This is a genomic window from Bacteroides reticulotermitis JCM 10512, assembly GCF_000517545.1.
Taxonomy (GTDB): domain Bacteria; phylum Bacteroidota; class Bacteroidia; order Bacteroidales; family Bacteroidaceae; genus Bacteroides; species Bacteroides reticulotermitis.
The window spans coordinates 1-17,024 of the sequence record NZ_BAIV01000024.1 but is presented as its reverse complement, the minus strand read 5'-3'; the positions used below and the strand labels follow the sequence as shown (position 1 = coordinate 17,024).

Annotated in this window: 13 protein-coding genes and 1 pseudogene; 3 read left to right on the top strand and 11 right to left on the bottom strand. The window is 43.8% G+C overall.

Annotation, left to right across the window (positions count from 1 at the left end; translation table 11 throughout):
- The first annotated feature begins 43 nt into the window (after nucleotides 1-43).
- A pseudogene (gene gdhA, locus JCM10512_RS14190) lies at nucleotides 44-1,379 on the top strand (NADP-specific glutamate dehydrogenase).
- A 167-nt stretch (nucleotides 1,380-1,546) separates the two neighbouring features.
- The gene (locus tag JCM10512_RS14185) at nucleotides 1,547-2,710 is read left to right on the top strand and encodes a M24 family metallopeptidase (protein WP_044164111.1); all 1,164 of its coding nucleotides are present in this window, start codon (nucleotides 1,547-1,549) and stop codon (nucleotides 2,708-2,710) included.
- A gap of 133 nt (nucleotides 2,711-2,843) precedes the next feature.
- On the opposite strand, the gene JCM10512_RS14180 is transcribed toward JCM10512_RS14185, so the two are convergent.
- Nucleotides 2,844-4,289, bottom strand: a complete 1,446-nt coding sequence (locus JCM10512_RS14180; RefSeq protein ID WP_044164109.1) for a CCA tRNA nucleotidyltransferase — start codon at nucleotides 4,287-4,289, stop codon at nucleotides 2,844-2,846.
- Nucleotides 4,290-4,400: 111 nt separating this feature from the next.
- Here JCM10512_RS14180 and JCM10512_RS14175 point away from each other — a divergent pair, with 111 nt between their 5' ends.
- A complete protein-coding gene (locus tag JCM10512_RS14175; RefSeq protein ID WP_044164196.1) occupies nucleotides 4,401-5,240 on the top strand; it encodes an outer membrane protein assembly factor BamD in 840 nt (279 codons plus the stop codon).
- Nucleotides 5,241-5,747: 507 nt separating this feature from the next.
- Here JCM10512_RS14175 and JCM10512_RS14170 read toward each other — a convergent pair.
- The 10 genes from JCM10512_RS14170 to JCM10512_RS22795 all read right to left on the bottom strand — a co-directional run bounded on the left by JCM10512_RS14170 (nucleotide 5,748) and on the right by JCM10512_RS22795 (nucleotide 16,694).
- Nucleotides 5,748-7,247: a PKD-like family lipoprotein gene (locus JCM10512_RS14170; protein ID WP_158332225.1), complete on the bottom strand. Its 1,500-nt coding sequence runs from the start codon at nucleotides 7,245-7,247 to the stop codon at nucleotides 5,748-5,750.
- An 87-nt stretch (nucleotides 7,248-7,334) separates the two neighbouring features.
- Nucleotides 7,335-7,973: a DUF4843 domain-containing protein gene (locus tag JCM10512_RS14165; RefSeq protein WP_081741329.1), complete on the bottom strand. Its 639-nt coding sequence runs from the start codon at nucleotides 7,971-7,973 to the stop codon at nucleotides 7,335-7,337.
- 6 nt (nucleotides 7,974-7,979) lie between these two features.
- The gene (locus JCM10512_RS14160) at nucleotides 7,980-9,395 is read right to left on the bottom strand and encodes a RagB/SusD family nutrient uptake outer membrane protein (RefSeq protein WP_044164102.1); all 1,416 of its coding nucleotides are present in this window, start codon (nucleotides 9,393-9,395) and stop codon (nucleotides 7,980-7,982) included.
- Nucleotides 9,396-9,417: 22 nt separating this feature from the next.
- A complete protein-coding gene (locus tag JCM10512_RS24145; protein WP_052517233.1) occupies nucleotides 9,418-9,906 on the bottom strand; it encodes a hypothetical protein in 489 nt (162 codons plus the stop codon).
- Nucleotides 9,903-11,849: a SusC/RagA family TonB-linked outer membrane protein gene (locus tag JCM10512_RS24140; protein WP_244437212.1), complete on the bottom strand. Its 1,947-nt coding sequence runs from the start codon at nucleotides 11,847-11,849 to the stop codon at nucleotides 9,903-9,905. The genes JCM10512_RS24145 and JCM10512_RS24140 overlap by 4 nt, the downstream gene beginning before the upstream one ends.
- Nucleotides 11,785-12,843 carry an STN domain-containing protein gene (locus JCM10512_RS24135; protein WP_052517231.1) on the bottom strand — a complete coding sequence of 353 codons (1,059 nt, stop codon included), beginning with the start codon at nucleotides 12,841-12,843 and terminating at the stop codon, nucleotides 11,785-11,787. Before JCM10512_RS24135 ends, JCM10512_RS24140 begins: the two co-directional genes overlap by 65 nt.
- Nucleotides 12,844-12,907: 64 nt before the next feature.
- Nucleotides 12,908-14,038: a FecR family protein gene (locus JCM10512_RS14150; protein WP_081741326.1), complete on the bottom strand. Its 1,131-nt coding sequence runs from the start codon at nucleotides 14,036-14,038 to the stop codon at nucleotides 12,908-12,910.
- A gap of 63 nt (nucleotides 14,039-14,101) precedes the next feature.
- Nucleotides 14,102-14,683: an RNA polymerase sigma-70 factor gene (locus tag JCM10512_RS14145; protein WP_044164098.1), complete on the bottom strand. Its 582-nt coding sequence runs from the start codon at nucleotides 14,681-14,683 to the stop codon at nucleotides 14,102-14,104.
- A gap of 172 nt (nucleotides 14,684-14,855) precedes the next feature.
- The gene (locus JCM10512_RS14140) at nucleotides 14,856-16,319 is read right to left on the bottom strand and encodes an amino acid permease (RefSeq protein WP_044164096.1); all 1,464 of its coding nucleotides are present in this window, start codon (nucleotides 16,317-16,319) and stop codon (nucleotides 14,856-14,858) included.
- 213 nt (nucleotides 16,320-16,532) lie between these two features.
- Nucleotides 16,533-16,694 (bottom strand): hypothetical protein, encoded by a 162-nt coding sequence (locus JCM10512_RS22795; RefSeq protein ID WP_158332224.1) that lies wholly within the window; start codon nucleotides 16,692-16,694, stop codon nucleotides 16,533-16,535.
- Between the last annotated feature and the right edge of the window lie 330 nt (nucleotides 16,695-17,024).

Sequence of the window (17,024 nt, the reverse complement as noted above, 5' to 3'; positions counted from 1 at the left end):
TAGTTTACGTTTTATCAAAACTAACCTTTAAACACATCGTATTATGAACATCCAAAAGATTATGACCTCTCTAGAGGCTAAGCACCCCGGCGAATCTGAGTACCTTCAAGCCGTAAAAGAAGTACTTCTTTCAATCGAAGACATATACAATCAACATCCTGAGTTTGAGAAAGCCAAGATCATTGAAAGACTGGTAGAACCCGACCGCATCTTCACCTTTCGGGTAACCTGGGTAGACGACCGAGGCGAAGTACAAACCAACCTTGGGTATCGGGTTCAGTTCAACAACGCTATTGGCCCCTACAAAGGCGGTATCCGTCTTCACGCATCAGTCAACCTGTCCATTCTTAAATTCCTCGGTTTCGAGCAAACATTCAAGAATGCATTGACTACCCTACCATGGGTGGTGGAAAAGGTGGTTCCGACTTCTCACCCCGTGGTAAGAGCGAAGCTGAAATTATGCGTTTCTGCCAAGCGTTCATGCTCGAACTGTGGCGTCATTTGGGACCGGACATGGACATTCCTGCCGGTGATATCGGAGTAGGTGGCCGTGAAGTCGGTTATATGTTCGGTATGTACAAAAAGCTCACACGCGAATTCACAGGTACCTTCACAGGCAAGGGATTGGAATTTGGCGGTTCCCTTATCCGTCCGGAAGCAACCGGTTTCGGAGGACTCTACTTTGTCAATCAGATGTTGCAAGCAAAAGGCATTGATATTAAAGGAAAGACAGTTGCCCTCTCCGGCTTCGGCAATGTCGCTTGGGGAGCTGCGACCAAAGCAACTGAACTAGGTGCCAAGGTCATTACGATTTCCGGTCCCGACGGATATATCTACGATCCGAAAGGCGTTAGCGGTGAAAAAATCGACTATATGCTCGAACTTCGGGCTTCGGGCAATGATATTGTTGCCCTTATGCCGAGAAATATCCGGAAGCAACCTTCGTAGCCAACAAACATCCTTGGGAAGTAGTGGCCGATATCGCTCTGCCTTGCGCCACACAAAACGAGTTGGATGGAAAAGATGCCGAAAGCCTGATAAAGAACAACGTTCTCTGTGTTGGAGAGATATCCAATATGGGATGTACCCCTGAAGCTATCGACCTCTTTATCGAACATAAAGTAATGTATGCGCCGGGTAAAGCAGTCAATGCGGGTGGCGTTGCGACTTCCGGCCTCGAAATGTCTCAGAATGCCATGCACCTGAGCTGGGTTGCCGCCGAAGTAGATGAAAAGCTTCACACAATTATGCACGGTATCCACGCACAATGCGCCAAATACGGTACAGAGCCCGATGGATACATCAATTATGTGAAAGGTGCCAATATAGCCGGATTCATGAAAGTAGCTCAAGCTATGATCGGGCAAGGCATTATCTAAATAACTTTGTTTAGTTGTATTTGTATTTGTGGTTTGCATCACTCGCTCCCTGTGATAGGACGCGGGTGGTGCTATTTTTTTTAGTTTGGTCTTATTTTCAGTTCAATTAATTACCTTTGCACGATGAAAATAAAAACAATTGCAACTATTAAAACTCGAATACGCTCATGTTACAACCCGAATTAAAGCTTCGCCGCGACAAGATTCGCAGCCTGATGTCTGCGCAGGGCATAGATGCCGCGCTCATCACTTGTAATGCTAACCTAATATACACCTATGGACAAGTAGTCAGCGGATATCTTTATCTCCCCCTGCACTCACCGGCAGTATTGTTCTTCAAACGTCCCAATAACATCACCGGAGAACGCGCTTTCCCCATTCGGAAACCCGAACAGATCCTTGATTTACTGAAAGAGAACGATCTGCCTGTTCCAACCAAACTGATGTTGGAAGGTGACGAACTTCCTTATACGGAATATTGCCGCTTGGCTCAATTATTCCCCGATACAGAAGTTGTAAACGGAACTCCGTTGATTCGTCAGGCACGTAGCGTGAAAACAGATATTGAAGTAGAAATGCTCCGTCGCTCCAGTGTATCGCACGCCAAAGCATACGAGCAGATACCCTCTGTTTATCGTCCGGGAATGTCCGATATTGAATTCTCGATTGAGGTCGAACGCTTAATGCGCCTGCAAGGCAACTTAGGAATCTTCCGTGTATTTGGACGCAGCATGGAGATCTTCATGGGAAGCATACTTACGGGTGACAATGCCTCGTATCCCTCTCCGTACGACTTCGCTTTGGGTGGCGAAGGACTTGATCCTGCCCTACCCGGTGGAGCCAATAAAACTCCGTTGAGAGAAGGTCAAAGTGTAATGGTCGATCTGGGAGGTAACTTCAACGGCTATATGGGTGACATGAGTCGCGTATTCTCCATTGGCAAACTGAGTGAAGAAGCCTATAGGGCTCATCAAGTCTGTCTGGACATACAGGATAAGGTAGCCTCGCTCGCTAACCCCGGAACTCCTTGTGAAGTACTTTACAACGCAGCTATCGAAATAGCTACACAAGCCGGATTTGCCGATAAGTTTATGGGTATCGGACAACAAGCCAAATTTATCGGCCACGGTATCGGTCTCGAAATCAATGAAGCACCGGTATTAGCCCCTCGCGTCAAACAAGAACTGGAACCGGGAATGGTATTCGCTCTCGAACCCAAGATCGTACTGCCGGGAGTAGGCCCTGTGGGAATCGAAAACACCTGGGTCGTAACCAACGAAGGTGCTGAAAAGCTAACTCACTGCGAAGAAGAGATTATCGAACTGGCATAACACTTCGCTAACAGAAGTATAGAAATAAGAAGTACTTATTGTTTTCCTACCAGCAGAAGTTGGTTAGCAAACAATAAGTACTTCTTTTATTCTCGGCATACTTCAACGCCTATTGGCAGCGTCAAGCACCTCTTTATTCTTTCGTTTCCTCAACCTGCTTCAAGCCCATCTTAGCCGCTCTCTCCAACATAAAGGCATAAGCCGCCTCATATTCGTTGGGGATAACACCATCCAGGATCGCATCCTTTATCGCACTCTTCAACGAGCCCACCTCCTGACAGGGATGCAAGCCGAAAACCTTCATTATTTCTTCTCCACTCACAGGAGGTTGGAAGTTACGGACACGATCTTTCTCCTCCAAGTCCTTCAACTTCTGGCGAACCAGTTGGAAGTTGTTCAAGAAGCGTTGTTTGCGTTCAGTATTCTTCGATGTGATATCCGCTTCGCAAAGCGTCATCAAGTCATCAATATCATCACCCGCTTCAAAAAGCAGCCTGCGTACGGCCGAATCAGTCACCACATCGTCGGCAATGGCAATGGGGCGCATATGCAACCCTACCATCTTCTGTACATACTTCATCTTCTCGTTCATGGGAAGCTTCATACTCCGGAAGATAGTAGGCACCATCCGTTCACCGATAAAGTTATGATTGTGGAAGGTCCACCCCGCTCTGGGTTCCCAGCGCTTCGTCACAGGTTTGGCAATGTCGTGCAACAATGCCGACCAACGCAACCAAAGATTATCCGTATGTTTGCTGATATTGTCGAGCACCTCCAACGTATGATAGAAATTATCCTTATGCGCCCGTCCGTTACGCGTGTCCACCCCTTGCATAGCAGCCAATTCAGGAAAGATAAGCGGCAACAAGCCACTCCGTTCAAGCTCAACAAAGCCTTTTGAAGGAATAGGCGAAAGGATGATCTTATTCAGTTCATCGGCAATGCGCTCTTGAGAAATGATCTTGATTCGTTCCACATTACGTCGGAGCGAATCGAACGTATCATCATCAATATAGAATCCCAGTTGCGTAGCAAACCGAATGCAACGCATCATGCGCAATGGATCGTCGCTAAAGGTAATGTCAGGATCGAGAGGTGTACGGATGTTCTTCTCTTTCATATCCGCCATCCCGTTAAACGGATCGATCAACTCACCGAAACGTGCTTTATTCAAACAAACGGCTAGTGCGTTGATGGTGAAGTCACGGCGATTCTGATCATCTTCCAGCGTTCCGTCTTCCACAATCGGTTTACGAGAGTCCCGTTGATAAGATTCTTTACGAGCTCCAACAAATTCAACCTCCGTTCCTTTATATTTGACCTGTGCCGTGCCGAAGTTCTTGAAAACAGAAACATTAGCTCCTCGTCCGAGACGCTTGCCCAACGCTTCTGCCATCGCAATTCCACTACCGACTACCACCACATCTATATCTTTAGAGGGACGTTGCAGAAATATATCGCGTACATAACCGCCTACAACATAGCACTCTAGTCCAAGTGCATCGGCTGTTTCGGAGATCTGTGTAAAGATCGGTTCGCTAAATTGCTGCTTCAATTCCTCCTGAGTCAACTCAATCATTCTGTACAAATTAGAAGTTTTAAAGGGGCAAAGGTACAAAAAAGGGATATTATTTGTATTTTTGCCAAGGTTATTTTGGTTTACCCCTTTAACAACAAGAACAATATGCAGATGAAAAGACTGATTATCCTCCTTTGCGGCACACTGGTGCTGGGAGCCTGTGGAAACAGCATCGAGAAGAAAGCCGGCGAAAAGCTGGATGTTGCCCGCGCAGCTTATGAACGTGGCGACTATGCTGAAGCAAAGTTACAAATAGACAGTATTAAGACGCTGTATCCCAAAGCTTTTGAAGCCCGCAAAGCCGGTCAGGAGTTGATGTTACAGGTCGAGTTGAAGGCTCAACAGCAAACATTGACCTATCTCGACAGTGCACTTCTAGCCAAACAACAAGAGTTTGAAGCGATAAAAAGCAAGTATACGTTAGAGAAAAATGCCGAATACCAAAACGTAGGTAACTATCTCTGGCCTACACAAACCATTGAAAAGAATATGCATCGCTCATACCTCCGCTTCCAAGTCAGCGAACAAGGCATCATGAGCATGACCTCCGTCTACTGCGGTGGAAGCAACATTCATCATACCAGCGTGAAAGTGATTCTTCCCGACGGAAGCTTTGCCGAGACACCTGCTTCCAAAGACAGCTACGAGACAACCGACGGAAGCGAGAAGATCGAGAAAGCCGATTATAAACTGGGCGAAGACGGTAATGTGATTAGCTTTATCAGTAGCAACAAAGATAAAAACATTCGCGTGGAATATCTTGGCGAACGTAAGTTCAATACAACCATGAGTCCAACCGACCGATTGGCAGCTGCCAGTGTATACGAACTGGCTCAGATACTTTCCGCTATCGAGCAAATTAAAAAAGAACAAGAAGCTGCCAACTTGAAAATCGGTTTTGTGAATAAGAAGACCGAACGGAATGCCCTCGAGAAGAGTCAAGAGAAATAACCCGCCCGATTAAAACAGGCTCTTCGCGCAAATTAGCTTTCGTTTAGTCCTGTAGTTATCAGACATCTAGCTAATTATAGGGTTGGAAAGAAAAAATAACAGCCAGTATCTATGAGGCGGACTGCAAATTCCAATTCGTTCCACCCGGGTCGAACGAAACAAACACCCAGGTCGAACGAAAGGTACACCGGGGTGGAACGAAACAAACACCCGGGTCGAACGAAATCGCATTGGCTACTGAAATGACTAAAACTAGCGGAGAAGAACGATAGAAAATAGGGGTTATACTTGTAAATATCCGGTGGTTTTTGTTATCCTACGGAATTATCTCTTTGAGAAAACAGGCTTGCACCTGAAGTGACGAAGAACGTTCAAACAGCCCAATCGGAGCGTGTGAGCACACCTCCTAATTATAAATCCCTCCCGTCCAACACATCGGACAGGAGGGATTCGCTCAAACCATAAATAAACCAATTAAAAAGAGAGATAGTTGTATAGAGTTATAAGCTATTCTTTGTATTCAAAATCTACGATCTGGCCACATACATTTTCATAGCGTGTAACCTCCTTCAAAGAGCCATCCGTACTCATGTCCATAATTACAATGGAACCCGATTGTTTAGCCTTCGATCCATCGCTCACCCCTACCCAGAGATGATTAATATTATTCTTCTGGTCACATTCTACATAGTCTACCCGCTGTCCGTCGGCAAATTCATAGGTATTAACCACCATGCCGGAACTAAAGCTCACGCATACAATCTTATTCTTATAAGCATAATACAAAAACGTTCCATTTTGCGAAGTGGTGAACGTCTTTGCTTCTTTAATCCCTTCAGTTGAGACATGGAATTTATGAAGCGGCATAAAATCAGGCCCGGGAATAGCCTCAAATGACAACAGATATCGTTCTCCTTCCTCATCCTCCATAACAGCACGTCCATATTTTTTAGCATAGTCCTGTCCAAACAAACCGCCCCATAGCATGTGTAATCCGACATCATTGGGGTTAAACGCTCCGATAACAACTTTACCGGGATCTTCGGGATTGGGTTCCTCAGTAGCTATATCATTCAACTCAATAACAGAGTTTCCTTGCATAGGTCCTGGCATATACATAAATCGTTGCTTAACCTGATCGTAGAAGTAAGCCACAGACATGTCATGAAATTCAAAAGGAGCCATGTACTCGTAGTCCCCTTTCAGCTTTACCCCGTATTTAGGATAGAATCCATTACCCATTACGTCACGTTTATAAATACCTCCGTCATTGATTACAAATTCAATAATTGCAAACTCGTTTTTCATAAACACCTGTGGCTTAACAGTCTCCAGTTTAAAATAGAACATTTCACTAAAATCCATAATAGACACCAAATCCCGCGAATTAATTACGGTTCCTCCACGCTCGTCATCTGTCATGATCACAACCGTTGGATTAGCGTCCGATAACATACCGTCGCCAATAAGACGGAGACCCTTCGGATTCTTACCGGCAATTTCTCCGTTTATTTTCTCGTATGCGTCCTCAGTTATCTGATCCAATACATTAATAAAAGTCAGATTAGCGTCATCATTCACCCGGCTTAATGCCATCAAACCCATTGAAAAAGAGTTGATCACTGTAAATTCGGTTGTTTGCGTACAGATCAATCCGGTTTCTTTGTCCTTCACTTGATAGTGCAACTGATAGTCCCTAGGAAGAGCACTTATTTCAATATCCAGATCTTTTTCCAGAGACAGGGTATCGGCAGTAAACGGATCACTGAATATTGTGTACAGCATCCATAGATATGTATAATTATCCGGATTGAAGGTTCCCGTTTTCAACGTTATTTCCGGAGCTATCTTTACTTGAGAAAATAGTTCAACCGTATATTTCTTCTCAAGCGGCTGAATCGTCATATCGTTCAATTCAATGTAATCGTAATTCCCTTTATCCTCTACGCATGCACAATACACGCATACGGATAAGAAAGCCAGCAAAACCAATTTATATTTTTTCATAATCATCTATATTTACGCTGTTTTACCAAGGTTCGATGATGTTATCGTTCTCATCATAGACAGGATAGTTCTCTTCAAAATAATTGCTCATGTACATTCCAGAGACCTCCCAAATTGGTCAGTAACATCATAATCATTCACGTCCTCCGGAAAATCGAAACCGAGTAATAAGATGCACAGTTCATGCTTGGTACGGGAATAAACACCAAAACTATATTTTAACGCTTGCTCCCAATACGTAGGTTTCTTGAGCATATTGTTAATAAGCAAACGAACTTTCGTACGGCCGGCAATCCCCAGCTGGAGATCTTCGGTTTCCTCCAACTGTAAGTCTAAAGTTACACTTCTGTTTTCGAGCGTTTCGTCCTTATTGTACACAATTACAGGAAGCATGAGGTAAACAGAGTCTGCCGGAAGCGTATATTCATTTTTCAATGCCTGATAATGTACCCCTTCCTTAGCGGTTGTTTCCTCCTCATCCACTACTACACGCACCTTTCGATCCTGCGGACTAGCATAACCCAACAGGTTGATTCTGATCCCAACAACAGCCTCATCCACGCCTTTTCCTGCAAAACTATAGTTTATACTATCCTGTACCACAGCCCAATCTCCATTTGCCTGAAAGTAGACAGCGTCCGCTCCTTTAAATGGATAGTTTTCATTGTTTTTGCAACTTGCACACAACGTGGCAAGCAGTATACTAAGTATGAATATCTTTTTCATATACGCTTATTGTTTTATGTCTCCAAATTCTAATTCATTATCCGGCATCGGTAATACATATACCTTTTCAGTCGCAACAGAAGTAGCGAAAGGTATACGCTCAAAATTCAGTCGTTTGTAATAGTAAAAGAGTTGTCCTTCTGCCAAGAACTCTTTTCGGTACTCTTTCGTAATTTCATCGCCCAAACTGCTTGCTTCACTCAACGGATAGTTCATATAGCCACGATGGTCACGCAGCACCTGCAATACTTCTTTATCTCCCGAAGCTTCAGCGGCTATCAAGTACATTTCCGATAGTTTGATCAAAGGGATGCGATTGGATATCATGTACTTATTAATAAAAGCCTTGCTTTCTCCTTTATTCATAGAAAAGCCTTTCTGGTTCCGCCAGTCAATATCGACTCCTAATGCTCCAAAAAGATCAGACCGACGAGAGGATCCTATAAAACAGATCATATCTGCCTTGTCTTTAAAGTACCGTTTCGAGCGTCCATCATCCATATTATATACGTAAATAGAAGATATGTACTCCTTTTTCTCCATCAGTTCGGCCAGTGAATACTCACTCTTCTTGATTTCCTCTTCCGTGATCAAAGAGAATTTCTCAGAGTCAATAACTTCCCGGGCACATTCAAGCGCTTTCGCTTTGTTGTTTTGATAGAGATACATGCGGGCAAGTAGGCCAGTCATCCCGTAATAGTTCAGACGCGACTTACGATACAACCAAAATCCATCATCCTCAATAAACTCCTCGTTCGAATACTTAAGTTCCTCATACGTTTCGTATGCAGGGCCTAGCGGATCAAAAGGTTTAATCAACGTGCGTGCTTCCTCTACATCGCGAATCGCATAGTCCAACACCTCCGCCACGGTAGATTGAGGGATCGGTTTCTTAGAAATTATATTAACATACGGAATAGCGTCCCGATCAGCTCCCGTTTTATAGGAAGGAGCGAAAGCACGGAGCAAGTCAAAATGCAGATAGGCTCTCAGTGCCAAAGCTTCACCCTTGACGGTTTCGTAAGTTCCTTTACTAAAGATCGACTGCTTCTTATCAATATCCTCCAATATATAGTTGCAGTTGGCAATGGCATTATAGTTGCCCGACCAAATCGAATTAATAGTTGACTCTGCCGTACTATTTTCATAATTATATTTAGGTATCTCTTCCAAAACAGCACCAATTTCCGAGTAGCTTTGTGCCAGAATATCCAAAAAACCCATTGTTTCATTGCCACCGTAAAGTCCGGTTCGTCCCATTATTGTATAGACGCCCATCAAAGCATCCCGATATCCGGATTCACTTTCAAACAACACTTCTTTTTTGACTTGCGACTTTGGATCTACATCCAGCCAGTCACTGCAAGAAGTGAGGACCAAAAGTCCTAAAAGTACGATATACATATTCGTTTGTATTTTCATAATCAATCTATTTTTATAAAGTTTAGAAACGGGCTTGCAAGCCGACACTGAAATTGCGAGCATATGGATAGCTTATTCCTCTCTCTTGTTTTACAGTTGAGATATGAAACACATCATTCATGTAGAACGTAGCCTTCAGACGTTTCAATCCGATACGTTTCATCCACGGCATATTAATATCATACGCAATATTCAGAGTCGCAAGATCCAAATAGTTATTCTTCTCAATAAAACGGGAAGTTGGCTTGGTTGAATGACCCACATTAGCTCCGAATCCGTCACCAAACTTAGCGAACATCACTTCGTCACCCGGTTTCTGCCAACGATCGAGGAATACACGACGGTCTACATTGTAGCGTAAGTCGGCATCTTGCACTTTATCGACCAAGGTTTGGTTATAAATATACCCGCCACAACTATACCTGAAAATCATATTCAACTGGAATCCTTTCCATGAGAAATTTGTGCCGAATGTACCTTGTATTGTAGGGTCAGCACATCCTCCGATCACGTAATTATCGGGGCTCCAGTCAGAAACGACATCTCCATTCTTCGCGCGAAAGAGTTCATTTCCCGTGGCTGGTCGATTCCCAAAGACTCATTCACCCAGATAGAGTTCATTGATTGTCCCTCAATATAGCGTACTTTCGGACGGTTAGAACCGGCTGATGACTCGTTATCCTGCTTTTCGTTATAAGCCTTCAGTGCATTCGAGATTTTCTTCAGTTTATTTGTATTATGTAGAACAGTTGCGTTGACACTCCAGAACAAACGATCACGCTTATTCTCAAGAATCGCTACACGAAGATCAACCTCATAACCCACGTTCTGCACCTCTCCCAGATTGTCCATATACGAACCAAAGCCCAAAGAAGGGGGAAGTGTGACGGCCGTCAACACATCCTTCGAGTCTTTCACATAAAAGTTTGCAGTCAACGTTATCCGATTCTTCCAAAAGTCCAAATCAAGCCCATAGTTCTGCTGCGTAGTCCGCTGCCATCCCAGATCTTCATTCCCCATAGCTATTACCGATGCTCCAACCGAATTGTGATAACGCGAACCCGACAGATACTGATACGTGGTAATCGCCTGATAAGGGTTATAATCCTGGCTACCGGTCAGCCCATAAGAGGCTCTAATCTTCAGGCGGTCTATCCACTCCACCTTTTTCAAGAATTTCTCATTGTGAATATTCCAACCTAAGCCTACCGACCAGAAAGGTGCCCAACGATTGTCTGAGCCAAAGCGTGAGGAAGCATCTCCACGGAAAGAGAGATCTAACAAATATTTCTCGTCATAGCTATAATTCACATTCCCCAGAAAACCAACTAGGCGCGATGTATATTCGCTACCGGATGGTGACCCGTTTTTTTGATATTGAGTTGCAAAACTGATATAGTCCAGCTTTTCATTCGGGAATCCTTCTGCCTGTACGCTAAATGATTTATTGACATTCTCCTGTATGTTCCAGCCAAGATTACTGTTTAAGACATGTTTGTTCATTTGCCAGAAATACGTCAAAATCAAGTTAGCATTATAGATCGTTGATTCGCCTCTAGAAGCGACATAAGAACCTCTACGGTCGAAGTCCTCAATACTATAGTTGGCAAAATCCGTATGTTTAGCCGGTTTAAAGGTATCTGAGTCCGTATTCTGACGTATAATAGCGAAGCTTCCTTTTAAGCGTAAGTCTTCCATCACCGTCCAATCAATACCGAAGTTGTTAGTCAGGTCACTATAGCCATTTTCACTTTTAGTATGCAGTGTTGTGTTAAACAAGGGGTTGTAAGAAGGGTAAGTAGTTGCATAACCCACTGGAGCAAACTCATCCACTTTATAAATATAATGACCCTCATCATTCTTATAACGTACATAAGGGTTTAACGTCCCATACGTGCTATACGATCCGTAAGGTGAATCAACAGCAGATACATCCGAATACGTCAGACTATTCTTAAATGTGATATTCTTATAGATATACTGCAAATCCATACCGACTCCCATACGTTTACGTCCGGAGCCTTTCATAACTCCCGGCGTATCACTATAGTTCACTTCCATGGCATAGCGGATATTATCAGTCCCCCCATCCAAACGAAGTGAATGTTTTTGGGCAATAGCCGATTTGTCAATCGGTTTATCCAACCAATATGTATTATATCCTTTCTGTATATTGCTCAATTTCGTATTATACGATTCATCCAGATTAATCTGATCGGCCACAGCGCGGGCTGTGTACATTCCTGCCAAGCGTTCAATCTCCAGCTTTTCTGTTGCGTTACATAAATCATAATCGCTCAGATCGGCCATATAGATAGTAGCATCTGCATTGTAGCTCAACTGGATCTTACCTTTAGCCGGTACATTGGTCGTAATTACAACCACACCATTAGATGCTCGCGAACCGTAAATAGCAGTTGCTGCCGCATCCTTGAGCAGGGTAATAGAAGCCACCCGGTAAGTCCATATCAAACACCTTCTCTGCCGACGCCTCAAAGCCGTCGACAATAAACACCGGCATATTCGGGTTACCGGTATACGAGCTTTCCATGGTCGAGATACTGCTCGATCCTCGAATTTGGAAATCAGGTATTACATTCGGGTTAGAACCCATCAAATTGTTTTCGACTTTCATAAAAGAAGGGTCGATATTCTGAAGTGCTGTCAGTATGTTTTGATTACTCGCCTTCTGCAAATCCTCCTGTAAGATGGTACGAGCAGCACCCGTAAAGCTATTTTTCGCCTGTTGGAAGTAGCCATTCACCACCACATCGCCAATAACGGCCATATCCTCTTCCAATTTAAAAGTCAACGGTTTGCCGGTGTATTCCCTTTCGACTTTCTTCATACCCACAAACGAAACCGATACAATTATTTTCTTCCCCTTATGAGAAGCCGGTACTTTCAAGGAAAAGTTACCGTTTATATCGGTTGCCACACCAATTGTTGTCCCTTTGAGCATAACAGAGGCTCCCGGTACCATCCCGCCCGACTCTTCGAGCACAACTCCCGTAACCACCGTTTCCTGAGCTTGTTTGGGCTGTTGAGCCTGCTGCAAAGCACTGCTTTCTTCCTTCCTTTTAGAGATAACAATAATATTATTCACCAATTCGTATTTGAAGCCTTTGCCAAACAGCTTCTCAACCAAGACCTCCAAAGTAGCATTGTTCAATTCCAGATTCACGGTGCGGTTCATATTGACCGATTCCCGGTTAACAAAAAAACTTTGATGCAATAAAGCCTCCACTTTGCTCATTGCCGCTTCTATAGTCACGTTTTTCAGAGAAACTGTGATTCGTTGCTGTTGGACCGTTGCCTGCACATTCAGCATGGAACAAATGCACAGAACGATTGCCAAACAGACCATACGTTTTACCCCTTTCGGGGAAAGAGTCTCCGTCACCTTGCGAGACTTTTGCTTGAGAATGTCTTCATGTTTAATAATCATAATTTTTCAATAAGGTTACATTAATATATTCTTAAAAGGTTATTTAGATTAAGTCAGTTCCGATTTATTGTGTGATAGTTATCGTGCGTTCATCCAGAGTAAAAGTTAAGTCCGTCGTTTGTTGTAGTATGTCCAGTACCTGTTGCAGGCTCAGGTCCCGGCTAATTGTTCCCCGAAAGTGAGAGTTTTGCGATTCTCCGGCCCGATTGACAACATCCACCGCATACCAGCGTTCTATCTGCCGCATGATCGCTTCCAGTTCCATCGATTGGAAGATAAACTTACCTTCAATCCATGCTGTGTAAACTGCTGTATTCACACTCCTCAGCTCCGTTTCGCCGGTCTGTGTGTTCATGCAGCTTTGCATACCGGGGGTGAGTGAGTAATTCTGTTTGTTTACCGAGGAGAAAGAGACTTCCCCTTCGACCAATGTCGTAGTTATCGTATTTTCATTTGCATACGCATTTATATTAAAACTCGTTCCAAGCACACGGATTTGCGACTGCCCTTTGTGGACAACAAACGGTTTTTGTGCAGACTTAGCCACTTGAAAATAGGCCTCACCATACCACAACGTTACTTCGCGCATATTAGAATTGAAGTGCCGGGGGAAGCTAATTCTGGTAGCCGAGTTGAGTACGATTTGAGTTCCGTCGTCCAGAATCAGACTAAAGGTATTCCCCCGAGCCACATCAATTGTGAGTATCTCGGCAGTTTTCAACTCACGTTCAGAAAGAATTGTCGTGTCTTTTACCGTATATTGGTTGCTATTGAGTACTTTTTCTTTGCCATTGTATGAGAGTGTCACATTTTCCTTCGCTGCCCATAAGTCGGGCTGTTCGGTCAACGGCCGTGTAACTTCCGAGGTTGAGTCGGAGCGGTTCAGCCAGTACAAACAGTCGAATGCGATCACGGCCAATATGGCTACCGCATAGCGAATCAACCGAAGGTGAAACCTTTTTTTCTGTTTTCTGATTGATAAACGGGGAGAGAGTTTTTGCCAGGCTTTCTGTTCGTCGAAAAGGCTTTCGACGTCTCTTTGTTCATTTATCCTGTCGGCATCCATTACTTTCTCCAACAACAGCCGATGCTTAGGAGATTCATCCAACCACAGTTGTAGCTCTCTGATTTCCTGTTCAGAAAGTTCGTGTATATAGTATTGAAATAATAAATAGGTTAACCTGTCTCTCCTCATCGTCTTGTCGTTTTACAGTATAACAGCCGAGAAGGAAGAACGTACTATGCGGGTTTTAAATTTTTATCCCGAATATTTGAACAAGTTAATGAAAAGGATGATCAGCAGATAGTCTTGTCTGTATAAAGTACGTAAAATTTTAAAGCCCTTTACCTTCTGGTTTTTAACTGTCTGGACAGAGATAGCGAGTTCGTCAGCAATCTCTTTATTCTTTTTGCCGGCTAAAGTTAGCTTCATGATTTTGCCACACTCGGTAGGCAGAGATTCCACCCAGCGATTGAGCATATGGTCAAACTCTTCAATCAGCAGATGTTCTTCCGTCTCCTCGCTATGGTATTCGGATAAGTATTCGCTCATTTTCCTCAGCTTCACTTCCTCATGATCCAATAAATTGAAGCTGGCATGGCGCGCGGAAATAAACAAGAAAGAAGCGATGCGGTTTATATGATCAAAATCGGCCTTTCTATTCCATAGCACCAGAAACAGATCCTGTACAATGTCGTCCGTAGCTTCAACGTCTTTGATTATGGCATAAACATAGCTGCAAAGGGGTTTGTAATAGCGGTGAAACAGCTCTTTAAACGCATGCTGTTCACCGGCATTGAAACGCTTTATAAACAAGTTATCTTTAGTTAAGTCTGTCATGTTTCATGTTTAATTCTAAAGTACTTACATCAAAGGTAGCAATAAAACATAAAGTTGATCTATTTTCAACCACTTAAATTCGCACTTCAGGGAAATCTATTCATTTCCGCCCGTGTGATGTAATACAGAGTTACTTCTACAGCCAAGTAACTGATCTACTACTACTTTCAATCTATCTCCCGGTTTTATCCGGCTCATTCAGCTTGCTGTGTTTGATGCCATAAAGGAAATAAATAATGAATCCCAGAATTGTCCATGCAATCATCCGTTCCCACGTGCTCCATGGCAAAAAGACCATCTGTACGATACAGATTCCGGCTCCGAGCAAAGGAATAAAAGGCACCCAAGGCGTACGGAAAGGACGCTTGAGGCCGGGTTGTGTTTTGCGCAATATCATGATAGAGATACAAACAATGGTAAACGCCATCAGCGTACCGATAGACACCAGTTCGCTGAGAACATGCAACGGAAAGAGACCGGCGATTAATCCGGTAATAATGCTAGCGAAAACCGTAGCGTTGCGCGGTATGCCATGCTTGCTATGCACTTTGGAGAAGACTTTGGGCAAGAGTCCGTCTTTCGATATGGAATAGTAGATACGGGCTTGTCCGAGCATCATCACCAGAATCACCGAACTAAGTCCCGCAACCGCTCCCAACTTGATGAAAGGGCTTAACCAGGAAAGCCCCGCCCCTGCCTGATCAACAGCCACAGCGATAGGAGCCGCTACATTCAACTCTTTATAGTGTACAATTCCGGTGAGAACCGTGGTTACGGCAATGTAAAGCACCGCACATATCGACAAAGAGATTAATATTCCCTTGGGCATATCCCGCTGCGGATTGCGTGCCTCACCGGCAGCGGTCGACAATGCGTCGAAGCCGAGGTAGGCGTAAAAGACGACCGCGGCTCCACGGAGGATTCCAGTCCAACCGTATTCGCCTACAGTTCCGGTGTTTTCGGGAATGTAAGGAGTCCAGTTACCTACATCGACATACGAAAGTCCGAAGCCTACAAATAGCAGAATCACACTCACTTTGATGATTACAATGATATTGTTCACCCAGGCCGATTGCTTGATTCCTCCAATGAGGAAGGCCGACACGACCGACACAATAAAGATTGCCGGAAAATTGATGATGCTGCCTGTCCACACCCAACCTTCTTTGGTATGATCGAACGTAGCGTAAGATAGTTGCGCAGGTAGATCCAGCCCCCACTCATGGAGCAGGCTGAGCATATACCCCGACCAGCCAACGGCCACACTCGAGCAAGCAAAGAGGTATTCGAGTATGAGAATCCACCCGATAAACCAAGCCAATATCTCCCCCATCGTTGTGTAGCTGTACGAATACACACTACCGGACACGGGAATCATGGCGGCAAACTCAGCATAACATAGACCTGCCATCACACAGCCCAGTGCGGATATGAAAAAGGAAATGGTCAGCGCAGGGCCTGCATAAGCGGCTGCTGCCTGACCGGTGATCACAAATATTCCTGTACCTACAATGGCGCCTATACCGAGTGTTACGAGGTTGAAAGCCGAAAGGCTACGTTTGAGCCCGTCGGTGGAGTTCTCCGATTCATTGAGTATGGCAGTGATATCTTTCTTCTTGAATAATCTTTTTAGCATTTTAGCGAATGTTTCGACAAAAATAATAAAAGAGAAGTAAAACCTACTAATTAAAGCCACATTTATATAATAAAGTTTCTTTTTTGATAGATTTTAAATCTTTTTGCCCTATAAAAAGAACAATCGCTATATTATAGTTTCTCAAACTCACCATTCAGAGATACTTCTTCAAGCAAAAGAATTTGTTGAGGCACCGAAATAGTTTTCAATACTTTAAACAACGAAAGAAGCTGTTATCGATACGCCGGCCTGCATACCATAATGACCGAAGCTACACAAAGCTATATTCAGGATGTCAAAGAAGAAAAGTTCCCACAAATGATTGAAAGCTATTGAAAGGGTTCCGGTTCTAATCGTACCGTTATCATCGGACACAATTAGAACCGGATTTTTATATTAAAGAGAGAGAGAGAGTAGAATCTATTGACTGGTTGAGCAATCGACATAATTCAACGTTTGTTTTCGAATATGCTGTTATTCTTCTTGAATTCTCCACCCGGTTATGATATAATCCCTTCCGAATGGACCTAAATAACCTCGTTTGTACAAATCCCGATAGACAAATGGACGTTTACTAATTTTGGGAAAACCAACCTTCGTCGTACGAATTCCCAACTTTGGCGGACCTACTCTGACCAATATAGGCCTATAGCTTAATAATCCCTTTGTCGGATATTAACAGCTACCAGTAACTTTGCATTATGA